This is a genomic window from Roseobacter litoralis Och 149 (assembly GCF_000154785.2).
Taxonomy (GTDB): domain Bacteria; phylum Pseudomonadota; class Alphaproteobacteria; order Rhodobacterales; family Rhodobacteraceae; genus Roseobacter; species Roseobacter litoralis.
Window position 1 is genome coordinate 403274 of record NC_015730.1, and the last position, 23920, is coordinate 427193.

General features: G+C 58.3%; 23 protein-coding genes. 11 read left to right on the forward strand and 12 right to left on the reverse strand.

All coding sequences use genetic code 11. The features are described 5' to 3' along the window. The first annotated feature begins 34 nt into the window (after nucleotides 1-34). The 8 genes from RLO149_RS01875 (at nucleotide 35) to RLO149_RS01915 (ending at nucleotide 6923) form a co-directional block, all read left to right on the forward strand. The gene (locus tag RLO149_RS01875) at nucleotides 35-832 is read left to right on the forward strand and encodes a S49 family peptidase (RefSeq protein ID WP_013960354.1); all 798 of its coding nucleotides are present in this window, start codon (nucleotides 35-37) and stop codon (nucleotides 830-832) included. Nucleotides 833-1006: 174 nt separating this feature from the next. Then, nucleotides 1007-1954: a calcium/sodium antiporter gene (locus tag RLO149_RS01885; RefSeq protein WP_013960355.1), complete on the forward strand. Its 948-nt coding sequence runs from the start codon at nucleotides 1007-1009 to the stop codon at nucleotides 1952-1954. A 22-nt stretch (nucleotides 1955-1976) separates the two neighbouring features. Beyond that, nucleotides 1977-2756 carry an SDR family oxidoreductase gene (locus tag RLO149_RS01890; protein WP_013960356.1) on the forward strand — a complete coding sequence of 260 codons (780 nt, stop codon included), beginning with the start codon at nucleotides 1977-1979 and terminating at the stop codon, nucleotides 2754-2756. Between the two features lie 289 nt (nucleotides 2757-3045). Continuing rightward, entirely contained in the window at nucleotides 3046-4923 is a 1878-nt protein-coding gene (gene uvrC, locus RLO149_RS01895) for an excinuclease ABC subunit UvrC (protein WP_044025172.1), read from the forward strand. Between the two features lie 102 nt (nucleotides 4924-5025). Then, complete coding sequence (gene pgsA, locus RLO149_RS01900; protein ID WP_013960358.1) at nucleotides 5026-5694, forward strand: CDP-diacylglycerol--glycerol-3-phosphate 3-phosphatidyltransferase; 669 nt, start codon at nucleotides 5026-5028, stop codon at nucleotides 5692-5694. Next, on the forward strand, nucleotides 5691-5936 hold the full coding sequence (moaD, locus tag RLO149_RS01905; protein ID WP_013960359.1) for a molybdopterin converting factor subunit 1: 246 nt from the start codon (nucleotides 5691-5693) through the stop codon (nucleotides 5934-5936). Before pgsA ends, moaD begins: the two co-directional genes overlap by 4 nt. A 3-nt stretch (nucleotides 5937-5939) precedes the next feature. Then, a complete protein-coding gene (locus RLO149_RS01910) occupies nucleotides 5940-6383 on the forward strand; it encodes a molybdenum cofactor biosynthesis protein MoaE (protein WP_013960360.1) in 444 nt (147 codons plus the stop codon). Nucleotides 6384-6473: 90 nt separating this feature from the next. Further along, a complete protein-coding gene (locus RLO149_RS01915) occupies nucleotides 6474-6923 on the forward strand; it encodes a universal stress protein (RefSeq protein ID WP_013960361.1) in 450 nt (149 codons plus the stop codon). A gap of 12 nt (nucleotides 6924-6935) precedes the next feature. On the opposite strand, the gene RLO149_RS01920 is transcribed toward RLO149_RS01915, so the two are convergent. From RLO149_RS01920 to ubiA, 3 genes are read right to left on the reverse strand one after another with little or no spacing between them, the layout of a single operon-like run. Further along, nucleotides 6936-7265, reverse strand: coding sequence for a hypothetical protein (locus tag RLO149_RS01920; protein WP_013960362.1), 330 nt, complete (start codon nucleotides 7263-7265; stop codon nucleotides 6936-6938). 34 nt (nucleotides 7266-7299) lie between these two features. Continuing rightward, nucleotides 7300-9177 (reverse strand): OmpA family protein, encoded by a 1878-nt coding sequence (locus RLO149_RS01925; protein WP_013960363.1) that lies wholly within the window; start codon nucleotides 9175-9177, stop codon nucleotides 7300-7302. Nucleotides 9178-9237: 60 nt separating this feature from the next. Further along, nucleotides 9238-10200 carry a 4-hydroxybenzoate octaprenyltransferase gene (ubiA, locus tag RLO149_RS01930; protein ID WP_013960364.1) on the reverse strand — a complete coding sequence of 321 codons (963 nt, stop codon included), beginning with the start codon at nucleotides 10198-10200 and terminating at the stop codon, nucleotides 9238-9240. On the opposite strand from ubiA, the gene RLO149_RS01935 reads away from it, so the two are divergent. The 3 genes from RLO149_RS01935 to RLO149_RS01945 all read left to right on the forward strand — a co-directional run bounded on the left by RLO149_RS01935 (nucleotide 10201) and on the right by RLO149_RS01945 (nucleotide 12931). After that, nucleotides 10201-10944 (forward strand): 16S rRNA (uracil(1498)-N(3))-methyltransferase, encoded by a 744-nt coding sequence (locus RLO149_RS01935; RefSeq protein WP_245538108.1) that lies wholly within the window; start codon nucleotides 10201-10203, stop codon nucleotides 10942-10944. It abuts the gene before it with no gap. A gap of 30 nt (nucleotides 10945-10974) precedes the next feature. Next, nucleotides 10975-11496 carry a hypothetical protein gene (locus RLO149_RS01940; protein WP_013960366.1) on the forward strand — a complete coding sequence of 174 codons (522 nt, stop codon included), beginning with the start codon at nucleotides 10975-10977 and terminating at the stop codon, nucleotides 11494-11496. Between the two features lie 64 nt (nucleotides 11497-11560). Further along, nucleotides 11561-12931, forward strand: a complete 1371-nt coding sequence (locus RLO149_RS01945) for a glutamate--cysteine ligase (protein WP_013960367.1) — start codon at nucleotides 11561-11563, stop codon at nucleotides 12929-12931. A 54-nt stretch (nucleotides 12932-12985) separates the two neighbouring features. Here RLO149_RS01945 and RLO149_RS01950 read toward each other — a convergent pair whose 3' ends face one another. The 9 genes from RLO149_RS01950 to xdhA form a co-directional block, all read right to left on the reverse strand. Then, nucleotides 12986-13621 (reverse strand): Npun_F0296 family exosortase-dependent surface protein, encoded by a 636-nt coding sequence (locus tag RLO149_RS01950; RefSeq protein ID WP_013960368.1) that lies wholly within the window; start codon nucleotides 13619-13621, stop codon nucleotides 12986-12988. Nucleotides 13622-13873: 252 nt separating this feature from the next. Continuing rightward, nucleotides 13874-14284 (reverse strand): universal stress protein, encoded by a 411-nt coding sequence (locus tag RLO149_RS01955; protein ID WP_013960369.1) that lies wholly within the window; start codon nucleotides 14282-14284, stop codon nucleotides 13874-13876. A gap of 181 nt (nucleotides 14285-14465) precedes the next feature. After that, nucleotides 14466-15542: a BMP family ABC transporter substrate-binding protein gene (locus RLO149_RS01960; RefSeq protein ID WP_013960370.1), complete on the reverse strand. Its 1077-nt coding sequence runs from the start codon at nucleotides 15540-15542 to the stop codon at nucleotides 14466-14468. Nucleotides 15543-15595: 53 nt separating this feature from the next. Then, a complete protein-coding gene (locus RLO149_RS01965; protein ID WP_013960371.1) occupies nucleotides 15596-16516 on the reverse strand; it encodes an ABC transporter permease in 921 nt (306 codons plus the stop codon). Further along, a complete protein-coding gene (locus tag RLO149_RS01970) occupies nucleotides 16516-17598 on the reverse strand; it encodes an ABC transporter permease (RefSeq protein WP_013960372.1) in 1083 nt (360 codons plus the stop codon). Before RLO149_RS01970 ends, RLO149_RS01965 begins: the two co-directional genes overlap by 1 nt. 41 nt (nucleotides 17599-17639) lie before the next feature. Further along, on the reverse strand, nucleotides 17640-19154 hold the full coding sequence (locus RLO149_RS01975) for an ABC transporter ATP-binding protein (protein WP_013960373.1): 1515 nt from the start codon (nucleotides 19152-19154) through the stop codon (nucleotides 17640-17642). After that, on the reverse strand, nucleotides 19151-20083 hold the full coding sequence (xdhC, locus tag RLO149_RS01980) for a xanthine dehydrogenase accessory protein XdhC (RefSeq protein WP_013960374.1): 933 nt from the start codon (nucleotides 20081-20083) through the stop codon (nucleotides 19151-19153). The genes RLO149_RS01975 and xdhC overlap by 4 nt, the downstream gene beginning before the upstream one ends. After that, on the reverse strand, nucleotides 20083-22380 hold the full coding sequence (gene xdhB / locus RLO149_RS01985; protein WP_013960375.1) for a xanthine dehydrogenase molybdopterin binding subunit: 2298 nt from the start codon (nucleotides 22378-22380) through the stop codon (nucleotides 20083-20085). The genes xdhC and xdhB overlap by 1 nt, the downstream gene beginning before the upstream one ends. Next, nucleotides 22377-23750 carry a xanthine dehydrogenase small subunit gene (gene xdhA / locus RLO149_RS01990; protein WP_013960376.1) on the reverse strand — a complete coding sequence of 458 codons (1374 nt, stop codon included), beginning with the start codon at nucleotides 23748-23750 and terminating at the stop codon, nucleotides 22377-22379. The genes xdhB and xdhA overlap by 4 nt, the downstream gene beginning before the upstream one ends. Nucleotides 23751-23920 lie beyond the last annotated feature (170 nt).

Sequence of the window (23920 nt, forward strand, 5' to 3'; positions counted from 1 at the left end):
GTTTGATGCGGGACGCCATTCTACATGAGCACACATGAAACGTTGGATACCCTTTCTGAAATCAGACCCGACCATCGCAGTGATCCGCCTCGCTGGTGTGATCAGCGCCGCGGGGCGTGGCACTTTGAACGACGAAAGCCTCGCGCCTGCGATTGAAAAGGCTTTTTCGCGCGGCAAGCCTGCGGCCGTCGCTCTGGAAGTGAATTCACCCGGTGGCAGCCCCGTGCAATCCTCCTTGATCGGTGCACGCATTCGGCGGTTAGCCGAAGAAAAAGGCATACCCGTGATCGCATTTGTCGAGGATGTGGCCGCATCTGGTGGCTATTGGCTCGCGGCGGCTGCGGATGAAATCTACTCGGACGAAAGCTCGGTTGTCGGATCGATCGGTGTGATTTCGGCGTCTTTTGGCGCGCATGAGCTTTTGGCACGCCAAGGCATAGAGCGTCGTGTCTACACGGCGGGAAAGTCAAAATCCATGCTTGACCCGTTCCGCCCGGAAAATCCCGAAGATGTGGCCCGCCTGAAAGGTCTGCTCGAAGACATCCATGGCAATTTCAAAGATCACGTATCCGCGCGCCGCAGCGGCAAACTGCCCGAGGACCGCGATTTGTTCACCGGAGAAGTCTGGTTGGGACGCCGCGCCGCTGAGCTTGGGTTGATCGATGGTATCGGCCACCTCAAACCCATGATGATTGAGCGCTTTGGCGACAAGGTGAAGTTTCGCAGCTATGGCGTGCGCAAACCCCTGCTCAGCCGCTTTGGCAGCCGTATCCTAGACGATACGTTGCACAGTATCGAAGAACGCAGCGCCTTCGCGCAGTTTGGTTTGTAACCGGATGATTTTCAAGATCGTCACTCTGTTTCTCGTCTTCATGGGGGTGCTTGCCATGTTCGGCAAGATGCACTGGTTGGGTGGAAAACGCCTCGCGTCGGCCAAGTGCAAATCCTGCGGACGCTACCGTATCGGGCGGGGTCCCTGCGGGTGTGGCGATAAAGGAAACCGTACATGACGCCTTGGCTGTTGTCCGGCCTTGGGCTGCTTATCCTCCTGCTTGCTGGCGATTCACTGGTCAAGGGTGCGGTGAACCTGAGCCTGCGCCTTGGGGTGCCTGCACTGATCGTGAGCCTCACAATCGTGGCCTTTGGCACCTCTGCCCCTGAGCTGCTGATTTCGGTGCAGGCCGTGCTGGACGGTGTGCCGGGATTGGCCTTGGGCAATGTGGTCGGATCGAACACGGCGAACATCCTGCTGGTGCTTGGCATTCCGGCCTTGCTGGCGACGATGCACACCTCAGAATGTGACACGCGCAAGACATATATTCACATGATCCTAGCGTCTGTCCTTTTCATAGGTTTGGCTTATCGCGGTGTCTTTGACTGGATTGCGGCGCTTGTTCTTCTGGGCGCTCTGGCGCTGGTGCTTGGGGACGCTTTTCGGGACGCCTACAATCACAGCACGTCAGAATGTGAGAACCCCGAAGAGGACCTCGAAGGGGTTGATCCAAATCTGCCGATGTGGCGGATTTTTATCTTTCTCGGGTTGGGGTTGGTTGGTTTGCCCTTGGGCGCAAGCCTGCTGGTCGAAAATGCGACGGTGATTGCAAAAGAATACGGCATCTCCGACACGGTCATCGGCTTGACGCTCGTCGCGATCGGGACCTCGCTGCCGGAACTGGCGACGACTGTTATGGCCGCCTTGCGCCGTCAGGCTGATGTGGCCTTGGGCAATGTCATTGGCTCGAATATGTTCAACCTGCTGGCGATCATTGGCGTTGCGGCCTTTGTGGGGCCAATCCCGGTTGATCCCGAGTTCATGCGGTTTGATTTCTGGGTCATGCTGGCGGCGTCCTTCCTGCTTTTGCCTTTCGTCTTTTTCGGATGGAATATCACGCGGGCATGGGGGGTGGTTCTGTCGGTGTTGTATATCGCCTATCTTGTCTTACTTCTTGCGTGACACGGGATCGGAGGCTTTTCTGATGACAAGGGCGTTGGTGACAGGTGCGGGCCACAGGCTGGGACGTGCGATGGCGGTGTATCTTGCGGGACGCGGTTACCGGGTGGCGGTGCACTATGCCTCATCAGCTGAGGGGGCCACAGAAACGGTGCGCCTGATCGAGGAAGCGGGGGGGCAGGGGCATATGTTGCAAGCCGATCTGCTGGACGATGCGCAGACGGCCAACCTCTTTGTGCAGGCCCGTGACTGCCTTGGCGGGGACATCACATGCCTGGTCAACAACGCATCCATTTTTGAATATGACACCATCGACACTGCCACACGAAAAAGCTGGGACCGGCATATGCAGAGCAATCTGCGCGCGCCTTTCATTCTGACGCAGCAAATGGCGGATCAGCAGATGGCACCGAAAACCGATGACGCGGGCGAGCCTTATGCGTCGGGGGTTATCGTCAATATGATCGACCAGAGAGTGCGCAAACTCTCGCCGGAGTTCATGACATACACGCTGGCCAAGATGGGGCTATGGGCGCTCACCCAGACGACGGCACAGGCATTGGCCCCTGCGATCCGTGTGAACGCCATCGGGCCCGGCCCGACCTTGCAGGGTGGACGGCAAACCGATGAACAGTTCAGGACGCAAAGAGCGCACACGGTTCTGAAACGAGGATCGAATCCGGCAGATATCACCGCAGCGCTCGGGTATATTCTGGATGCACCAGCCTTGACAGGTCAGCTGCTTTGCATCGATGGCGGGCAGCATCTGGGCTGGGAAACGCTAGACATACTTGGGGTTGAATAAGTCAGCCCGAGAAAAGTTTTGCACGTTTCGGATCATCGTTACAAAAGTATTACAAAAATGCTAATATTTTCAAACCCTTGCCAGATTGGCAGGAAAGTTTTCCGTAAAAACAAGGGGTTGAGTTTGTGCCTGTTTTTTGGGCATTTCGTGGAAATATCAAGAAAACAAGGAAAAATCCCGGCTGGGTGCAAGTTATCAGCAGAGTTGTCCACAGGTTCGGTGGACACCTTAAGCCTTGCAGCCACCTGCGTTACAGTGCAGCCGAAACGGGAATCATGTAAAGAGCGTTATGACGGTTAAAGTTGACACTCATCCGGAAGGCGAGGTGCTGGGCTGCGAGGTTATTCAGGGCTATCTGAAAACGCTTGATGTCTCACCGGGCGTATACCGGATGCTCGATTCTGAGAGCCGGGTGCTCTACGTCGGCAAGGCGCGCAACCTGCGCGCGCGTGTGTCGAGCTATGCGCGGCCAACCGGTCATACGCCCCGCATCGCGCGGATGATATCCCTGACGGCGTCGATGATGTTTCTGACCACAAAGACAGAGACCGAAGCCCTGCTGCTTGAGCAGAACCTCATCAAACAGCTCAAGCCCAAGTTCAATGTGCTGCTGCGCGATGACAAGAGTTTTCCAAACATCCTCGTTTCTGCAGATCATGATTATCCGCAGATCAAAAAGCACCGCGGGGCGAAGAAGGAAAAGGGCAGCTATTACGGCCCCTTCGCGTCGGCGGGGGCGGTGAACAGAACGCTCAACCAGCTGCAACGCGTGTTTCTGCTGCGAGACTGTTCCAACAGCATGTTCGAGAGCCGGACGCGCCCCTGTCTGCAGTACCAGATCAAACGCTGCTCTGCGCCCTGTGTTGGCAAGATATCCCCGCAGGAATACCGGCAGACGGTCAAGGATGCGGAAAAGTTCCTGACGGGCAGAACGACGGATATTCAGGCGCGGCTTGCGCGTGATATGTCGCAGGCCTCCGAGGCGATGGAGTTTGAGCGTGCGGCAGCTTTGCGCGACCGTATCAAAGCGCTGACGCAGGTGCAGACCGCGCAGGGAATCAACCCCAAGGGCGTGGCCGAGGCAGATATCGTGGCGCTGCATCTGGAAAACGGACAGGCCTGCGTGCAGGTGTTTTTCATTCGCGCCAATCAGAACTGGGGGAACCGCGACTACTATCCGCGCGTCGGGGCGGATGTAGATGCGGCTGAGGTTCTGGAGGCATTCCTCGGTCAGTTTTACGACACCCGCGAACCGCCGCGCCAGATCATATTGAGCAGTGACATTGAAAACCCGGACCTGATGGCAGATGCCTTGTCCGGAAAGCTTGGCCGCAAAGTTGAATTGATCGTACCCAAGCGCGGTGAGAAGGCGGAGTTGATCGACGGTGCCCTGCGCAACGCCCGCGAATCCCTTGCACGCAAGATGGCAGAAACCGCGACGCAGGCGCGTCTGATGAAAGGGCTGGCCGAAGCCTTTGACCTCAAGACCCCGCCCGAGCGGGTCGAAGTCTATGACAACTCGCATATTCAGGGGGCCTTTGCCGTCGGTGCGATGATCGTGGCCGGGACCGAGGGGTTTTTGAAAAATCAGTACCGTAAGTTCAACATTCGCGGGGAGGATCTCACTCCCGGCGATGATTTTGGTATGATGAAAGAGGTGCTGACACGGCGGTTCAAGCGCCTGATCAAAGAGGATCCGGAACGCAAAGAGGGGCACTGGCCAGATCTGTTGCTGATCGACGGGGGCGCAGGACAGGTCAGTGCCGTGGCGTCGATCATGCGGGAGTATGGCGTTGAGGACATTCCGATGGTTGGCGTTGCCAAAGGCGTCGACCGCGATGCAGGCAAGGAAGAATTCTATCGCACGGGCAGTCGCCCTTTTGCCCTGCGCCACAATGATCCGGTCCTCTATTTCATCCAGCGGATGCGGGACGAAGCGCACCGCTTTGCCATTGGCACACATCGGGCCAAGCGGTCCAAGGCTGTGGGGGCCACCCCGCTTGATGATGTGCCCGGCGTTGGCGCTGCCCGCAAACGCGCGCTTCTGGCGCATTTCGGTTCGGCCAAGGCGGTTGCGCGCGCCAATCTTACTGACCTCAAGGCAGTGGACGGCGTTTCGGGCGCTTTGGCGGAAAAAATATATGACTATTTTCACGAACGCGGCTGATCTGTTCACGCCCCGTTCAGTGATTGGGGGTTTTATTGCCGTAAGCGGTATTGCACTTGGTTGTTGCTTTCACCCGCAAACCCGGCGGTGTAAGGTGTTGACATGAGAATGACTATTCCAAACCTGTTAACCATTACCCGCCTGATTGCTGCCCCGATGGTGGCGGTCATGTTCCTCTATTTCACGCGACCCTATGCGGATTGGTTCGCGTTGATCCTGTTTGTCACGGCTGCCGTGACGGACTGGTTTGACGGCTATCTTGCGCGCGCGTGGAAGCAGGAGACCAAGCTGGGCACGATGCTGGACCCGATTGCGGACAAGGCCATGGTGGTGATCGCCCTCATGGTCATCATCGGCTTTTCCAGCTGGTCGCCCTGGCTGGTTTTGCCCGCCACGGTGATACTGTTTCGCGAAGTATTTGTGTCAGGGCTGCGCGAATTTCTGGGCGATACGGCCGGAACTTTGAAAGTGACTGTATTGGCCAAATGGAAAACGACGCTTCAGATGATTGCCATTGCGGTGCTCTTTTCGCACGGTGTCTTTGAACATTATCTGGGGATGTCCGCCTGGGGCATGGATCAGACGATGGTCGATGCTGTTTTTGCGGGTGCTGAACCGGACCTGCAAGGTTTGCGCTGGAAACACATGGCAATGGAATGGGCCGGGTCGATTGGGCTGACTCTATTGTGGATCGCGGCAGCGCTCACGTTGATAACCGGTGTGGATTATTTAATGAAAGCCATGCCGTATCTGAAGGATGACGACAAATGAATGTGCTTTATTTTGCCTGGGTTAGGGAACGTATTGGCACCCCGCGCGAGACTGTCGAGACGTCGGCGGCAACCGTGAACGATCTCGTGGCAGAACTGCGCGCCAAGGAAGAGCGTTATGCTGCGGCCTTTGCCGATACCTCGGCTTTGCGCGTCGCAATAGATCAGGAGTTGTGCGAATTTGACGCCCCGCTCGCGGGCGCAAAAGAGGTTGCGTTCTTTCCGCCCATGACCGGAGGTTGACGCATGCGGGTCGTGGTGCAGGACGCCCCCTTTGACTTTGGCCATGAGGCACAGACCTTTGCGTCAGGGCATAACAGTATGGGAGCGATTGTCACGTTTACGGGCATCGTGCGGGACACACATGAAGCCCCGCTTGAGGCGATGGAGATTGAGCATTACCCCGGCATGACCGAGGCGGCATTGACGGATATTGGCGAGCAGGCAATGTCGCGTTGGTCGCTGGGCGATGCGCTCGTCATTCACCGTCATGGCCGCTTGGTGCCGGGCGAAATGATCATGATGGTCGCAACCGCTGCACGCCACCGCAAGGATGCATTCGAAGCTGCGGAGTTTCTGATGGATTACCTTAAATCCCGCGCGCCTTTCTGGAAGCGCGAGATCACGTCCCAAGGCGCATCATGGGTTGCCGCGCGCGACGAGGACGAAGCCGCGCTGGAGCGATGGTAACCAATACGCTGTAGCGTTGATCCAAGTCATATCGCACGTAGTGCTGTTCGAGGTATAATCTTCCCATCAGAAATAGAGGGAGATTAGACGATGTTTTCGACAATTTGTGTGGGCTATGACGGTTCAGAACCTTCGGATAACGCTATTCGGATGGCCTGTGATCTGGCGACGAAATACGATTCATCCGTGCATGTCGTGCATACGCCGCATCCCGAAACTGTTGCCTTTGCCATGGGGGCTGTTGCGGGTTACCACGTTGCAACAACGATGCCCTCAGCCGAAGAAACAGCCAAATCAACGGCTGTGATGCTCGAAAAAGCCATCGAAACTGCCAAGGCTGCCGGACACACCGGTGAGATCAAAACCTATGTGGGTGAAGGCGATGCAGCGAAAGCGCTGATCGAATACGCAAACAGCGTTGACTCCGACCTGATCGTGACCGGGCGCCGTGGGCTCGGCAATCTTTCTGCGCTCGTACTGGGCAGCACGTCGCAAAACGTGGGGCATCATGCAAGCTGCGCCCATCTGACCGTAAAATAACGCGATACGCCGTCAGCCAGCCTGTTGTTTCTGGTTGACGCGTGCACGCATCTCTTCGGCTTCGTGACGGGCGTCGCGAAGCCCATCCATCGCCGCGCGCAACTCGGCTTCGGTCTGCGCAAGTTGGTTGGTCAGTTCGGCTTCGCGCTGTTGCAAGTAGGTGATCGCCTGATCGCGGGTTTCCTCCGCTTCATGCAGTTCCTGGCTCATGCGGTCCAGCTGCGCGACATCATCGGCTGCGACGCGTGAAAAACGGTGCACCAGCCAATTGGCAAACCATCCGAGGCAAAAGGCGATAAACAGCATGATTGCTGTCGCCACCACAAATTGCGGGCTGGTCATTCTACTGTCCTTTCGACGTACCGGTTGGCGCGGATTATTCGGTTTCTGTCACTGTATCGCTTTTTTCGGCAATGCTTTCCAGCGCAGATTCGCCCTCTGGCAGACTTGGTTCGGGTCGGATCAGTTTAAATTCGATGCGCCGGTTGGCCTCGCGCCCCTCTTCGGTGTCATTGTCGGCAATCGGGTTGGCCTCGCCGTAGCCCTTCGCGATGAAGTTTGATGTCAGAACCTTGCGCGCCCTCAGTTCATTCAGCACCGATTGTGCCCGCGCCTGACTGAGCGAGCGGTTCATTTCCTCGCGGCCCTGACTGTCGGTATGACCCTGCACCTCGAGTTTCAGATCCCCGCAGACCCGCAATACATCGGCGATCTGATCCATGGTGGTGAGTGCTGCCGCATCTATTGTCGCCGAACCGGGTTCAAAGTTGATTTTGCTCCCGGCCACGATGTCGGCGATCTTCATTTCGCACTCTTCGGCAGTGGGCAAGGCTGCAACAGGGTCGAGCGCTTCGACGTAGGCAATATCGACGTCAAAGGCGGCATCATTGCCCAGTTTTTCCACCATCAGTCGCGCAATCGTCTCGCTGGCCTCGGCGTTGCCGGATCGTCCCGACAAGGTGATGCGTTCGGGTGTGACCGTCACAGCCCCGCTGTTGAGAAAGCCAAGCGCTTCGATGCTGGCCAGAACGCGCGTGGACCAATCCATAGGCAGGTCCGCGACATTGCGCGTTGCCGTGTAGACATTGTCCGATCCAAATTTGGCCTTTGCAAAACTGTCCGCGACATCGCGTATCGCTTCGCCCGGCATCCGACCGCGCAATTGCACCTGCCCTTCCGGGCTGAGGGTTGCAATGAACTCAGACGGGCCGCTGTCCGCATCACTTGGCGATGGCAAAACGGCGTTCAGGACAAACACGTCTGGCAGCGTCGCCTCCAACTCGCCAATAACCCGGTCAAACAGACCCGCATCTGTCCCTTCAGCCGCAGCAAGGGTGACATCGGCATCGGAAAAAGTGACCGTCCCGTCGCCCAAGGTGTTGAGCGCGTCAATGGCGTTTACGACCGCTTCGGTCCATGAGGGGGATGGCACGCCCATGCCAACGGTGCAGCGTCCCGGACCCGTCAGCCCGGCCTTGAAAGCCGCATCCAGAATACGGCCCCTCGCCTCATCCGTATCGGCGGAACAGGCGTCAAATCGCGTGCCGCTGCCGTCTTTCACGAATCGGAGTGTAAAGGGCGTGATCACCGGACGCGGCGCAGTGATATTCAGCGATACGCGCAGCGCGGGAGGTGCAATGCGGAACAAATGCGCCTCCATCTCGGCCTTGTCTGCGGCGCTGTCCGCAATGGCCGTTATTGAGACGCGACCGGCATCGACCGACACTTTGGCGCGCGGTAAATCCTTGATAGCGGTGATGGCATAGGCCACCGCGTCTTCCCAGCCACTTGGGGCCGGGTAGTCGGCGGTTTCCAGGAGGTCGGTGACGGGCAGGTCGCTCATTGCCGAGAACCCCTCCATGATCGCCGCGCGGTCGGTGCTTTGCGGGATCAGCCCGATAACGGAAACACCTGCGGTATTCCTGAGGACTTCGGCTGAAAACCGCGGCGCCTCCAATTCAGCGACCGCTGCCACTTCCATTTCATCGACCACGCGGGCGGCGTCCACGATCGAGCCAGCGAGGCTCAGTGCCCGGAACCGGAGCGCTTCGGTCGGTGCGACACCTGCCATCATGACCCGAAGGCCGTCGGCTTCGACCTCGGCCCAAGTCAGTCCGTTGCGATCCAGAAGATAGCGTATTTCAGTCTCTGATCTGTCTTCGATGACGTTTACCGAATAGCTTGCTGCCAGCAAGGACGCGCCTGCAGCAGTTGCAAAGGCTGTCGCAACGAGGTGAGCACGAGAAAGTGGCATATCATCCTGAAACTGTTAGAGGTTGCGTCCTTTGATACGCGGCACGCGCGCAGGTTTCAATCACAGCAGGAGCGCGATGCCAAAGAACACAAGCGGGATTATGCCGGTGTCGCGGTTCGACCGAAACAGCTGCAATAGTTTTGCGTTGTCATCGGTATCCAGACCGCGCAGTTGCCACGCCATATGCCAGCCCATGGCCCATGGCCCGCCGAGGGCCACGACAAGGGCCAGCATATTCGCGGCTGGCATGACGGCAAAGATCACGGCGACACCCATCAGCCCAACCGTGGCCATCAGAAACCGGCGCAACCATGCGGCGGTTTTGTTTCCAAAGAGCCGTGCGGTGGATTTAATCCCGATCAGCGCGTCATCTTCTGTATCCTGATGGGCATAAATCGTGTCGTAAAACAGGGTCCATGCGATACCGGCGGCGTAAAGAACAACGGCTGGCGCATCAAGCTGGCCGCTATGGGCCGTCCACGCCAACAGTGCGCCCCAGTTGAACGCAAGGCCCAAAAATACCTGTGGCCACCACGTAAAACGTTTCGCAAAAGGGTAGATCGCGACAGGCAGCAGTGCCAGGATGCCAAGGCCGATTGCGGCAAGGTTGAATGTCAGCAGAATGCAAAACGCCAGCAAGGCCTGCAGGCACATCCAGATGACGGCGCCGCGCAGGGTGACCTGACCCGAGGGGATCGGACGCGAGCGGGTACGTTCAACCTGCCCGTCAAAATCACGATCGGTGATGTCATTCCACGTGCAGCCCGCACCGCGCATCAACCAAGCGCCGAATGCGCAGCCAATGGCGATCCACAGATCGAACCAGCTGGCCTGCTGATCATAAAGCATGGATAGCGAAAGCCCCCACCAGCAGGGCAGCAGCAACAGCCATGTGCCAATCGGGCGATCCGCACGGCTGAGACGCAGATAGGGGCGCGCCGCCGCCGGGGCATAGACATCGACCCAGTTGTCTTTTGGCGCATCTGCGACCTGACCATCTGGCGCTTGGGCTGGCTCTTGCATATGTATCTCCGTATGGACCGCTCAGTCACAGCCAAAATCCGCCTCTATGTAGATCACCCTTTAGGGGAGGGGCAATCTGTTCCTGTGTCGCGCGATCAGGCACATTACCTTTTCGGCGTGATGCGTCTGGGCGTAGGCGCGCATGTTCTGGTTTTTGACGGGCAAAGCGGCGAATGGCTGGCCGAAGTGGCACAGGCTGGTAAGCGGGCAGGGGAATTGCATCTGCTCCGTCAGACACGGCCCCTTTTGATGCCCCCGGACCTCTGGCTGTTGTTCGCGCCGATCAAAAAGGCCCGAACGGATTTCATTGTGGAAAAAGCCGTGGAAATGGGGGCTGCGCGGATCATGCCGGTGCAAACGGAATTTACCAATGCAGGGCGCATTCAGCGCGACAGACTGCAGGCGCATGCGGTGGAAGCTGCCGAGCAATGTGGCGGCACCTTTGTACCCAAAGTCGACGACCTTGCGCGGCTGGACTGGGTGCTGGGCGGTTGGGATACCACGAGAAGTATCATGTTTTGTGACGAAGAACGTGCAGGCGAGAGCCTGACTCTGCTCCAAAAGGCAGGGCCATGGGCCATCCTGATCGGCCCGGAGGGTGGTTTTTCGCCCCGTGAACATGAAAAACTCGGCAGTCTTGCACATGCGCACCCCGTGTCGCTTGGGCCGCGCATCCTGCGGGCGGATACGGCGGCGGTTGCTGCATTGACCGTTTGGCAACAGGCGTTGGGGGACTGGACATGAGGGCGCATCACGACAGCGAAAGGATGCGAGATGATCCGACCTGAGGCCAAGGCGCAAATCATCCGCTGGCGCGAGGCATTGATCGGTGCGGTTGCTGTTTGCATCGGGCTTTTGTGGCTCAGTGATGCGGGTCCGCTGTTCTTGTTGCCTGCACTTGCCGCGCTTGTGGGCGGGGCGGCGCTGATCTGGATCGGGGTTCAGCGTGCCAGATTTCGCCATGCGGGTGACGGTCCGGGATCGGTGCAGGTCGATGAAGGGCAGATCACCTACTTTGGCCCTTTGACCGGTGGTGCTGTGGCGTTGCGCGAACTGACCAGCGTGACGCTTGATCACACGCATTTCCCCGCGCATTGGCGGCTGCGCGAAGGTACAGCACCCGAGTTGCTTATCCCGGTGAACGCCGCAGGGGCGGAAGCGCTTTTCGATGCCTTTGCGACATTGCCCGGCCTTCGTATGGAACATGTGCTGGCCGCTTTGAAGTCGTCAGAGAAGACCACAAAGGTGATCTGGCAGCGTGGCAGGCCAGTTGACGCAAAAGCCCGGTTGCATTGACACCCGGTTAAATTCGGCCCATCCCTCTGGGGCAATGTGAATTAAAACAGACGGAGCCTCCCCTATGTCTATCCCTCAGTCTGGCGGCGGCCCAATTACGTCATACGACCAGATGGTCAGCTATCTGGCCAGCGGCTGTAAGCCCAAGGAAGAATGGCGGATCGGCACAGAGCACGAGAAATTCGGCTACTGCAAGGATACCCTGTTGCCTTTGCCCTATGAGGGGGATCGCTCCATTCAGGCCGTGCTCGAAGGGTTGCGCGATACCTTCGGCTGGGCACCGGTTTCTGAGGACGGCAAGATCATCGGCCTTGAAAAGGACGGCGCGAATGTCAGCCTTGAACCCGGCGGCGCACTGGAACTATCCGGCGCACCGCTCGAGACGATCCATGAGACATGTGATGAGGTCAACATCCACCTGCGCGAAGTGAAAGAGGTCGCCGACCGGATCGGCGTGGGTTTCATCGGGCTGGGTGCTGCCCCCATCTGGACGCATGAGCAGATGGATCTGATGCCCAAGGGGCGTTACAAACTGATGAATGATTACATGACCAAGGTCGGCACGATGGGCCGTGTCATGATGCGGCGTACCTGCACGGTGCAGGTTAACCTTGATTTCGGCTCCGAAGCGGACATGGTTCAGAAGATGCGCGTCGCACTTGCCTTGCAGCCTGTCGCAACCGCGCTTTTTGCCAACTCACCTTTCTTTGAGGGCAAGTTGAACGGCCATAAATCCTGGCGCTCGCGCGTGTGGCGCGATCTGGACGCGGCACGCACGGGTATGCTTCCCTTTGTTTTTGAGGAGGGTTTCGGGTTTGAGCGCTGGGTCGAATATGCCTTGGATGTGCCGATGTATTTCGTTTACCGGGATGGCAAATACATTGACGCACTCGGCTTGTCTTTTCGCGACTTCCTTAAGGGTGAATTGTCAGCACTGCCGGGGGAGATTGCGACATTGTCCGACTGGGCGGACCACTTAACAACAGCATTTCCCGAAGCACGGATGAAGAAATACATCGAAATGCGCGGTGCGGATGGCGGTCCGTGGCGCAGGCTTTGTGCGCTGCCGGCGTTTTGGGTTGGGTTGATGTACGACCAGTCAGCGCTTGATGCCGCATGGGACCTTGTCAAAGGGTTTGACGCCGAGACGCGCGAAGAATTGCGAGTTGCTGCGTCGGTTGATGGCCTTCAGGCACAGGTTAACGGCATCAGCATGCATGATCTGGCGCGTGAAGCAGTCTCAATCAGCCAATCAGGCCTTGCCGCGCGCGCACGGCCCGGTGCCGGGGGCATGGTGCCGGATGAAACGCATTTCCTGAACGCGCTGCATGAGAGCATCGAGACCGGTAAAACATCCGCTGATGAACTGCTTGATCACTATCATGGCGACTGGAACGGCGATCTGACGCGCATCTACAGCGAGTATTCATACTGAACGCAAAAAAAAGCAGCCCCGAAGGGCTGCTTTTTCGTAGACTACTTGGATATGTTACGCAGCTTTGCGGCGGCGCATCCAAGCGAAAGTTCCAAGACCGGCCAGCAGCAGGGGCAGGCCTGCAGGCAGCGGAACAGGCGCGATAGAAACATTTGAGAACTCAAATGCGTTGGTCGTAGATGAAAACTTGAGCGTGTCGAAGTACTCCGTGACGTCGTTCGTTGAAATCGTGACAAAAGACGCCTCTTTACCCAAAGCGTTGAATTGCCCGCCTAAAACCGTACCGACGAGTGTTCCGCCGTTGTACAACTCCAATGTGTTGTATGTGTCAGGTGAGCCCCACAACAGGCTAACGGATTTAGCGAGCGAGGACAGCGTCAGTTCCGCCGGGTTTGGAAACCCACTATATGGCGTGCTGGTTACACCAACAGTAAAATACCCCGCCGATGCCGCAATCCCCGGAACCGCTGTGCCTGCCGTCTCAAAGGGTGAGCGATACTGACCACCAACGCTAGCGTCCGGATTGATGGTAAGCGGTGTCTGAACCCACGCACCCGGCAAATCCAGAGACTGTGTCGGATCGACCAGTCCAAGCGCCGTGGCGTAATCGTTTTCAGCAGTAACAGTTACTGCACTAGCAAGGCTTGGCAGCGCAATAAGTACCGCAGCAAATAGAGTCTTCTTAAACATTTAAATATCCCTTTGAAGATGCTTTTATTACAAAGCCGAAGTGGCACACCCGACCACAACAGCCCACAAGCTGTTCATCACTTGTTAACTTGCTATCGTAATAGGCGCTGTCTCCCGCGACGGTAGAAGTCAGGTGTTTTTTTCACAAATAGCAGTGATATTTGTCCGCTCTTAGCAGTAGGCCAGACGTGAGGCACCTAAACTGGGTGCCGCACGGCTTTCGCTCACATTGGTATTCCGGCTCGGCAGGCGCTATCGTAAAATATGCACGCCGCATTTTGCGTGGCGCACGACCCTCGCCGCGGTCGAGCCCAGAAAGTAGTCCTCGAACCCCGGTTTGTGGGACGCGATGACAATGCAATCTGCTTCATGCGTTTTGCTGTATTGCAAAATACTTGTGTAGGCGTGGCCATGTACGACGGCAAATGCACAGTCCGCCGTCAAACCCTTGGCCATTTCGTTCAGCCCTTCCACAGCGTCTTTTTCATGCTGCTCCTTCAACCCTTCGGGCAGGTAGGTTGTTGCGTAAGATGGCACTTCTTCCATGACGTGTAGCAGTGTTATTTTTCCGCCCTCTTCCAAAAGTTGCTGGGCAACTTTCAAAGACTGTGCACTGCGCTCGCCATGATCGAATACGACTGGAACGATGATATTGGTGTACATTTCAACTTCTCCTTTAAGTTAACTGAACTTTACACCACCGCTCAGTGGTAAGCCTTGATCAGGATCAGATTGCAGACGTTTTACGCGCTTTTATGTGTCGGCTGACCGCATAAATCCGCGCGCATAAAAAAAGCCCCGGAGGAGTTCTCCGAGGCTTTGTTTTCGCGGTTATGATCCGGGGTTATTGCGGAATGTCTCCGGTGACACCCTCAACATAAAAGTTCATGCCAGCAAGGGTTCCGTCGTCTGCGGTTTCACCTTCGGCCAACCAGACGGAACCGTCCTGCTTGTTGATCGGGCCAGTGAACGCGTGATATGACCCGTCAGCCAAGGATGCCTTGAGGGCCATGGCTTCTTCTTTGACATTCGCGGGAACCGCATCTGTAATCTCGCCGATGCCAACCATGCCATCACCGATACCGTGCCATGTGTCGACGCTTTCCCAGGTGCCATCCATGACCGCTCTGGTCCGCGCGATATAGTAGTCACCCCATTCGTCCAGAATCGCGCTGACGCGCGGGAATGGCGCATAGGCGGACATATCCGAAGCCTGCCCAAAGGTGATCACATTGCCGGCCTCCTGAGCCGCCGCATGCGGTGCTGTGGAGTCGGTGTGCTGCAAAATCACGTCTGCACCCTGTTCGATAAGGGCTGTGGCCGCGTCGGCCTCTTTCGCAGGGTCAAACCATGTGTAGACCCAGATGATCTTGAACTCCACATCCGGGTTCAGCTTGGACGCGTGAAGATAGGCGGAGTTGATACCGCGAATAACTTCCGGGATGGGAAAGGACGCGATATATCCAATGATATTGCTCTCTGTCATGCTGCCTGCAATGTGGCCCTGCACGGCACGCCCCTCGTAAAAACGGGCGGAATAGGTCGACACATTGGGGTGCAGGCGTTTGTATCCGGTCGCATGTTCGAATTTCACGTCGGGGAATTTGGCCGCTACATTGTTGGTGGGATCCATATAGCCAAAGGAGGTGGTGAAAATCAGATCCGCACCATTAAGCGCCATCTGCGTCATGACGCGTTCTGCGTCCGGGCCTTCAGCGACGCTTTCGACAAAGACCGTTTCAACGGCATCGCCGAACTCGGCCTCGACCTGTTGACGGGCCTGATCATGCGTAAAGGTCCAGCCACCGTCGCCAACGGGGCCCACGTAGACAAAACCTACTTTGGTTGTGTCCTGCGCCACCGCTGCGGTGGCCAGGCCAAGCGCTAAGGCAGCACTGGCCAGTAGGGTTGTAATTTTCATAGTCAGGTCTTCCCCATGTTAAACCGCCCCTGTGCCGGAGCGCTGATATGCCTCTAGCTTGAGGCGTGAAACGTCCGGCCCAATGAACCGGGGGCAGCGCTCTTATCCGCAGACAGGATAACGAGCACAACGATTGTAATGACGTAGGGCGACATTGCCAGATATTCGACCGGAATGGCAACGCCAGCTCCCTGCAAATTAAGCTGTAACTGGGTGATTCCGCCAAAAAGATAGGCACCCAGCAGCACACGCCATGGCTTCCAACTGGCGAATACCACCAGTGCGAGAGCGATCCACCCGACACCTGCCGTCATCCCTTCGGTCCACTGAGGCACCCGGATCAGGCTGATGTAGGCACCACCCATCCCCGCACAAGCCCCGCCAAACATGATCGCCAGCGTTCTGATGCGCACAACCTTGTACCCCAGAGCATGGGCCGCGTCATGGTTTTCGCCCACAGCGCGCAGAACGAGCCCTGCACGGGTAAATTTCAGGGCCGCCCAGACAGCAGCCACCAAGCCGATCCCGAAATACAAAATGGGATCATGCGAAAACAAAATCGGGCCGATAACCGGGATGTCCGCCAAAAAACCAAAATTCACATCGGGCATGCGTGGTGGTTTAATGCCAACGTATCCCTGACCCAAAAGCGCCGAGAGCCCCAGCCCAAACAGCGTCAACGCCAGCCCGGACGCAACCTGATTGGCCAACGTCACCTGTGTCAGGAAGGCAAAAAGCAGGCTCAACATCGCGCCGCCGAGGGCCGCTGCGATAAAACCGACCACCGGGGACCCGGTTTCAACCGCAATCGCAAAGCCGCAGATGGCACCGACGATCATCATGCCCTCGACGCCGAGGTTCAGGACACCTGCACGTTCGGCGACTAATTCACCGGTGGCGGCCAGCAAAATCGGTGTCGCGGCACTCATCAAGGCGGCGATCAGCAGGATCGGGTTGATGGCAGACAGATCCATTATGCAACCTCCGTCCGGCCAAAGCGCAGCCGGTAATTGGTGAAAAGATCAAGCGCCAGAAGGAAAAACAACAACATCCCCTGAAAGACCTGAATGGCGGCGGCGGGCAGGCCCAATTGGCCCTGTGCGATGTCGCCGCCGATATAGGTCAGCGCCATCAAAAGCCCGGCCAGCACAATGCCGACAGGGTGCAAACGCCCCAAAAACGCGACTATGATGGCCGTGAAGCCGTAGCCCGCGTTGAAATCAATGCCGACCTGACCAGCAGGTCCTGACACCTCAAATAGCCCGGCAAGGCCCGCCAGCATGCCCGATGTGCCGAGGCAAAAGATGATCAGCCGCTTTGGGTTCACACCAGAAAAACGCGCGGCACGCGGTGCTTCACCGGTGACGCGGATGGCAAAGCCGAGCCGGTGGCGGGCCAGAAGAACATAGGCAAAGATTACCGCAATCATCGCCGCAACCACGCCCCAGTGCATGCCCGTATTCGCGATCAGATCGGCATTATGGGCAGATGGATATTGTTGCAGGTTGCGACTGCCGGGAAAGCCCATGCCTTCGGGGTTTCTCAATAATCCCAGTGACATGGAGGCAAGAAATTGCTCTGCTACATAGACCAGCATCAGGGAGACGAGAATTTCGTTTGTGCCAAATTTGACCTTGAGCAATGCCGGGATCATGGCCCAAATCCAGCCACCAAAAGCACCAGCCAGAACCATCGCAGGAAAGATCAGAACACTTTCCGCGGGGTAAAATGCCAACCCGACACCTGCCCCGAACAGCGCGCCCATGATATATTGCCCCTCGGCCCCGATGTTCCATATCCCTGCTTTGAAACCGAGGCTGAGGCCAATCGCGATCAGCACAAGCGGCGCGCCTTTGATCAATAATTGCGGGCGGTAGAAAAACGAGAACTCGCCAAATAGTGGCTCCCAGAAAATCGTGATGATGGATTCGACCGGGTCCTTGCCCAAGGCTGCAAACAGCAGTCCGCCGAAAAAGAATGTGGCAAGCACGGCCAGAACAGGGGTTGCATAGGCAAAGAGGCGGCTGGGTTGGGGGCGTTTTTCAAGCCTGAGCATGTCGGACCCTTATCTGGCGCATTGGTTTTTGGTTCCGCGGGCTAAACATGCGCCACCTCCATTCCGTGTGCGCCGCCCATCATCAGGCCGATCTGTTCAACCGTGAGCCCTTTGGTGGGACGCGGCGTCGACAGGCGACCCTCGTTCAGCGCGGCGAAGTGATCGGAAACCTCCATCAACTCATCAAGGTCCTGACTGATGACGATGACAGCGGCATTGCCTTCGGCCAGATCCAGCAGCGCTTGCCGGATCGCGGCAGCGGCAGAGGCATCAACGCCCCATGTCGGCTGATTGACCACAAGGACTTCGGGGCGCTGCAACACCTCGCGGCCGATCACGAATTTCTGCAGGTTGCCGCCCGACAACGAGCGCGCGGCGTTTTCCGGACCCGGCGTGCGTACATCGAAAGCGTCGATGATACGTTCGGCAAAGCTGCGCGCGGCGGGCCAGTTGAGAAACCCGTTCTGTTCCAGTTTCTCGCGCGCCGCCCCCGTTAGCATGGCGTTTTCGGTCAGTGACATATCCGGGGCTGCCGCATGGCCCAAGCGCTCTTCGGGGGCGGCCAGTATGCCCAGCTTTCGCCGCGCGTTTGGCCCTGCCTTGCCGATATCCGTGCCATGAAAAAGAACCATGCCCGGATCGGCGAGTGTCTCACCGGATAAGGCCGCCAGCAGTTCGTCCTGTCCATTTCCGGCCACACCCCCAATACCAAGAATTTCGCCTTGCCGCAGGGTCAGTGTGATATCACGCAGTGGCATGCCAAAGGCGGAAGGCGCAGGCCGCGACAGGTTCGTCAAGCGCAACAAGGGTTCTCCCAAGGCCACGCCGGAACGTTTCGGAGTTGTCAGAACCTTGCCCACCATCATTTCCGCCATGTCGCGCGCGCTGGTGTCGCGTGGGATGCAATCGCCCACCACCTTGCCCAAGCGCAGTATCGTGGCAGCATCACAGAGAGTTCGGATCTCTTCGAGTTTGTGGGAGATATAAAGGATCGATGTGCCCTCAGCACTCAGGGTACGCAATGTCTCAAACAGGATATCAACCTCCTGTGGGGTCAGGACCGACGTGGGTTCATCCATGATCAACAGCTTGGGCGCTTGCAACAGACACCGAATGATTTCAACGCGTTGCCGCTCACCTGCCGATAGATCACCGACGATGCGATCCGGCGAGAGCGGCAGACCGTATGTATCCGAAACCCTGCGGATCTGTTCGGACAGCGCCCCCATTTTCGGGGCGTCTTCCATGCCCAGAGCGATGTTTTCCGCCACGCTGAGTGCATCGAAAAGCGAAAAGTGCTGGAACACCATGCCGACACCGGCAGCACGGGCCGCGCGGGGTTCGGGGGGTGAAAATACCTCTCCGTGCAGGCGCATGTCGCCTGTGTCGGGTTTGACCAGGCCATATATCATCTTGACCAGCGTGGATTTGCCCGCGCCGTTTTCGCCAAGCAATGCGTGGACTTCACCCGGTTCGATCTGGAGCGAGACGTGGTCATTGGCCAGCACGCCGGGGTAGGCTTTGGTCAGGCCCTGCAAAGATAAAAGGGGTGTCATGCGTATCCTTCCATGCGGGCAGCGCCCGATGTGTGGCGCAGCAGATCCGCCGCCACCCCCAGCGCGATAACGTGCGGGTGTTTGCCGAGGGACGGATCACCAATGGGGCAAGTGATACGGTCAATCGACGCACCGCTATGCCCCAATCCCTTGAGCCGGGATTTGAAACGCGCCCATTTGGTGGCCGACCCGATTAGCCCGGCAGAGGCAAACCCGTGGTGCAACAGCCGATGGCAGAGCTCCAGATCCAGATCATGCGAAAAGGTGACGATGATATGTTCAGCCTGTTGCGGTGCATAGGCGACAAGCCGTTCGGGGCGTGCTGCGGTCAATGTGGTGACTGCGTCGGGGATATGGTCGGGAAAGCGGCCCGCAGTCACGTCCACCCATGTCAGTCTGACGCCGGGCAAAGGGGCCAGCACCGATATCAGGGCGCGACCCACATGGCCCGCGCCCCAGATCCAGATGTCGCGGGTAGGCTTGGTTACGGGTTCAACCATCCAGCCCGAGACCAGCGCAGGTTCCGGCAGCACGCCCGTGTTGCGCGCGGTCGTTTTGATCCGGGCGACGGGCAACGGCATGTCGCCGGGGCCGCGGGCTATCACATCCTCTGGCAAGGCCTCGGCAGCGGCCAGATCAAAGCTCTCGGTCACGATATCAACCGATCCGCCACAACACTGTCCCATATCAGGGCCCAATGCGTGACGTGTGATGTTGAAATAGCCGGGTGAGGCTATGTCGCGGGCGGCCGTCATAAGCGCATGTTCCAAGGCGCCGCCACCGATCGTTCCGGACGCGCCCGCGCGCCAGACCAGCATGGCGGCACCCACCTCACGCGGGGCCGATCCGCGCACGCGCGCCACGACGACGCGCGTCACGAGGCCGTGGTGTTTGCACGCGTCGATCAGGGCAGAGCGGTCAAATGACATTAGTCCCAAACCTCTTTGCGGGTGCGTTTTATCGCCTTTAAAATTGCCTCAGCAGTCGCCGGGGCCTGCAGGTCCGCATAGGCCGGGCCACAGGATTGAACCGCTTGCGACAGGGCGGAAAATGCCGAAATGCCCAGCATCAAAGGGGGTTCTCCCACGGCTTTTGAACGGTAAACCGTGTTTTCCTTGTTGGGCGCGTCCCAGAGCGAGACGTTGAACACGTCGGGTCGATCCGAACAGGCGGGGATCTTGTAGGTGGAGGGCGCATGGGTGCGCAAACGGCCCTGATCGTCCCAGATCAGTTCCTCGGTTGTCAGCCATCCGACGCCCTGCACATAGCCACCCTCAACCTGCCCGATATCAAGGCTGGGGTTCAGGGAGGCGCCTGCGTCATGGATGATATCGGCGCGCAGTATGCGGTTTTCCCCGGTCAGCGTATCGACCGCAACCTCTGTCGCCGCGACGCCATAGGCAAAGTAAAAGAACGGGCGGCCCTTGCCCTTGATCCTGTCCCATTCCAGTTTCGGCGTCTTGTAAAACCCGGTCGCAGACAGGCTGACCCGTGCGAGATATGCCTTTTGCGCGACATCCGCAAAACTGTATTCAGCACCGGAAACTGACACGATGCCATCCCTGAACACCACATCCGCCGGATCGCATTGATGCTCCTGCGCCAGTAGATCGGCCATACGGTCTCGAATGGTATCGCAGGCCGCCTGTACGGCCATCCCATTCAGATCGCTCCCCGAAGAGGCAGCGGTGGCAGAGGTATTGGGCACTTTGGCGGTATCTGTCGCGGTGATCTTGACCTGTGCGGTGTCGATGCCAAAGCGCGCGGCGGCGACCTGCGCTACCTTTTGAAACAGCCCCTGACCCATTTCCGTGCCACCATGGTTCAGATGCACTGACCCATCCTGATAGACATGCACCAATGCGCCCGCCTGATTAAGATGCGTAAGCGTAAAGGAAATACCGAATTTGACCGGTGTCAGGGCGATGCCCTTTTTGATCCAGCGGTTTTCTGCATTCCACCGTGCGACTGCCTGCACGCGCGCGTCATAGTCACAGTCTGCGCGCAGCCGGGCGATCATTTCTGGCACAATGAAGTCTTCGACCGTTTGGCCATAAGGGGTTTGATTGCGCGCCAACGCACCGGGTGCTGCGTAAAAATTCCGGTGCCGCACGTCGAGTGGGTCGAGATCAAGGGTGGCTGCGATATGGTCCATCACTCGCTCAATCCCCAGCATCCCTTGCGGGCCGCCAAACCCCCGAAAGGCCGTCGCGCTTTGGGTGTTTGTTTTCAGCCTGTGGCTGGTGATGCGCACGGCAGGCAAGTAATAGGTGTTGTCCGCATGCAGCATCGCGCGATCCGCCACCGGCAGGGACAGGTCCTGCGCCCATCCGCAGCGCGCAAGGTGTGTGAAATCAATGGCCGTAATATGGCCGCGGGCATCAACGCCAACCTTGTATTCGACACGGAAATCGTGCCGCTTGCCGGTGATAACCATATCATCATCACGATCGTATCGCATCTTGCAGGGGCGGCGTAACATGTCTGCTGCCACGGCGCAGGCAACGGCCAAGGCATTGCCCTGGCTCTCTTTTCCGCCGAAACCACCGCCCATGCGCCGGGTTTCGACCCGGACCGCATGCATGGGCACGCCCAGGGCTTCGGCGACCTTATGTTGGATTTCGGTGGGGTGCTGGGTGGAGCTGCTGACCAGCATATCGCCGCCTTCCTGCGGGAAAGCGATGGCCGCCTGACCTTCGAGATAGAAATGCTCCTGACCGCCGATGTCAAGTTGCCCCTCGATCACATGTTCCGCCGCGGCGAAACCGTCGCCAAGGTGGCCGCGTTCATAGATGCGGGGGCCGTCCTCAAAGCGGCTGTTTGCTTTGAGCGCGTCATCAAACGTCAGCAGCGCGGGCAGGGCGTCGATGTCGATCTCCCCAAGGCGTGCGGCGTGCCGTGCTGCCAGATGCGAGGTGGCCACGACGAGGAAAATCGGCTGGCCCACATAGTGAACCACCCCTTGCGCCAAGAGCGGTTCATCATGGGCCGCGGGGGAGACATCATTCGCATGAAGCAGATCCTCTGCGGTCAGCACGGCGACAACCCCTTGCGCCTGCCGCACGGCGTCAAGGTTCATACCCTTTACTTTGCCATGGGCGAGCGCAGATACGCCGAATGCAAGATGCAGCGTGTCGGCGGGGCTGGGGATATCATCGACATAGCGGGCATCGCCGGTGACATGCAGGCGCGCGGCATCGTGGGGAAGCGGTTTGGCGACGCTCATGGGGCCACCTCAAGCACGGATGTGGTGATGCCCTGATCCTCAAGCCAATAGCGCTGCAGCATGTTTTGCGCTGTCATCATACGGTATTGCGCGCTGGCGCGCATGTCGCTCATCGGTTCGAAGTCCGCGCTGAGAACCGCCATTGCAGCGGTGACGCTGGCCTCGGACCATTCGGCACCTTGTAGTGTGGCCTCTGCCTGCGATGCGCGTTCTGGCGTGCCTGCCATGCCACCAAAGGCCAGCCGTGCCTGCGCAACACGCCCGTTTTCCACGGTGATCGAAAAGCACCCGCACAGGGCAGAGATATCCTGATCAAACCGTTTGGAAAGCTTGTAGCACCGCAATCGGTCTGGCTGATGCGGAAGGGTGATTTTCTCGACAAACTCGCCGGTGGCGCGGTCCTGTTTGCCATACTCCAGAAAGAAATCTTCAAGCGGCATGCTCCGGCGTGCCGCCCCTCGACGCAAATGCAGCGCCGCCCCCAGTGCGATCAATGCAGGCGGGCCATCCCCGATCGGGGAGCCATTGGCGATGTTCCCGCCGATGGTGGCCGCATTGCGCACCTGCACAGATCCATACCGCCGGATCAGGGCTGCAAAGGACGGGTGCGGGTCTGCCATCGCGGTTTCCAGATCGCTCAATGTGACCGCCGCGCCGATCTCGATCCCGTCATCGGTTGATGTGATCGCCCGCAGGTCGGCGCAGTTGTTCAGAAAGGCGACCTGACCAAGATCGCGGAATTCCTTGGTGACCCACAAGCCCACATCCGTGGCCCCGGCGATCAACGTGCCATCCGGGTGTTGCATGTACCATTCGGCCAAAGCGTCCGAAGTCTTTGGTTGCGCATGACCCGCAGCGGATACGAGCGGCGAAGGGTCGGGGGCGGTGTCCTGCATATGGGGTGGCACGGCCGCATCGCGGGCGGCCTCGCAGGCGCGGATGATCGGCGCATAGCCGGTGCAGCGGCACAGGTTCCCGGAGAGTTGCACATCGTCATTGGTGGCCCCGTTGAGGTGCGCCGTCGCCATGGAAACCACAAAGCCCGGCGTGCAAAACCCGCATTGGCTGCCGTGATGGTCGATCATCGCCTGTTGCACCGGGTGCAGCGTTCCGCAGGGCGCAGATATCCCCTCGACGGTGCGCAGGGCTTTGCCGTTGATCTGCGGCAGGAACAGGATGCAGGCGTTCAGCGCTCTGGCGCCGGTTTCATCCGTCACCATGACGGTGCACGCGCCGCAGTCGCCTTCGTTACAGCCTTCTTTCGTACCGGTCAGCCTTTTATGATCCCGCAACCAATCCAATACTGTCGTTGTCGGCGATACATCCGAGAGCGTTACAGTTTCTCCGTTCAGGCGAAACGTGATGTTCATTCAGTCAGATCCGCCGCGTTACTTCAGACCCTTGGGTGTGCCTTGCGTTCGATGCGGCGTAGAACAGCAGGCGGTCGACAATTGCCGACGCTATTCAAGCAAGCCGGGTGTGGCAAGAAAAAATATAGGTGACAAAGCCGTCTTTCAGGGCTGTGCTGAAAATATGATCT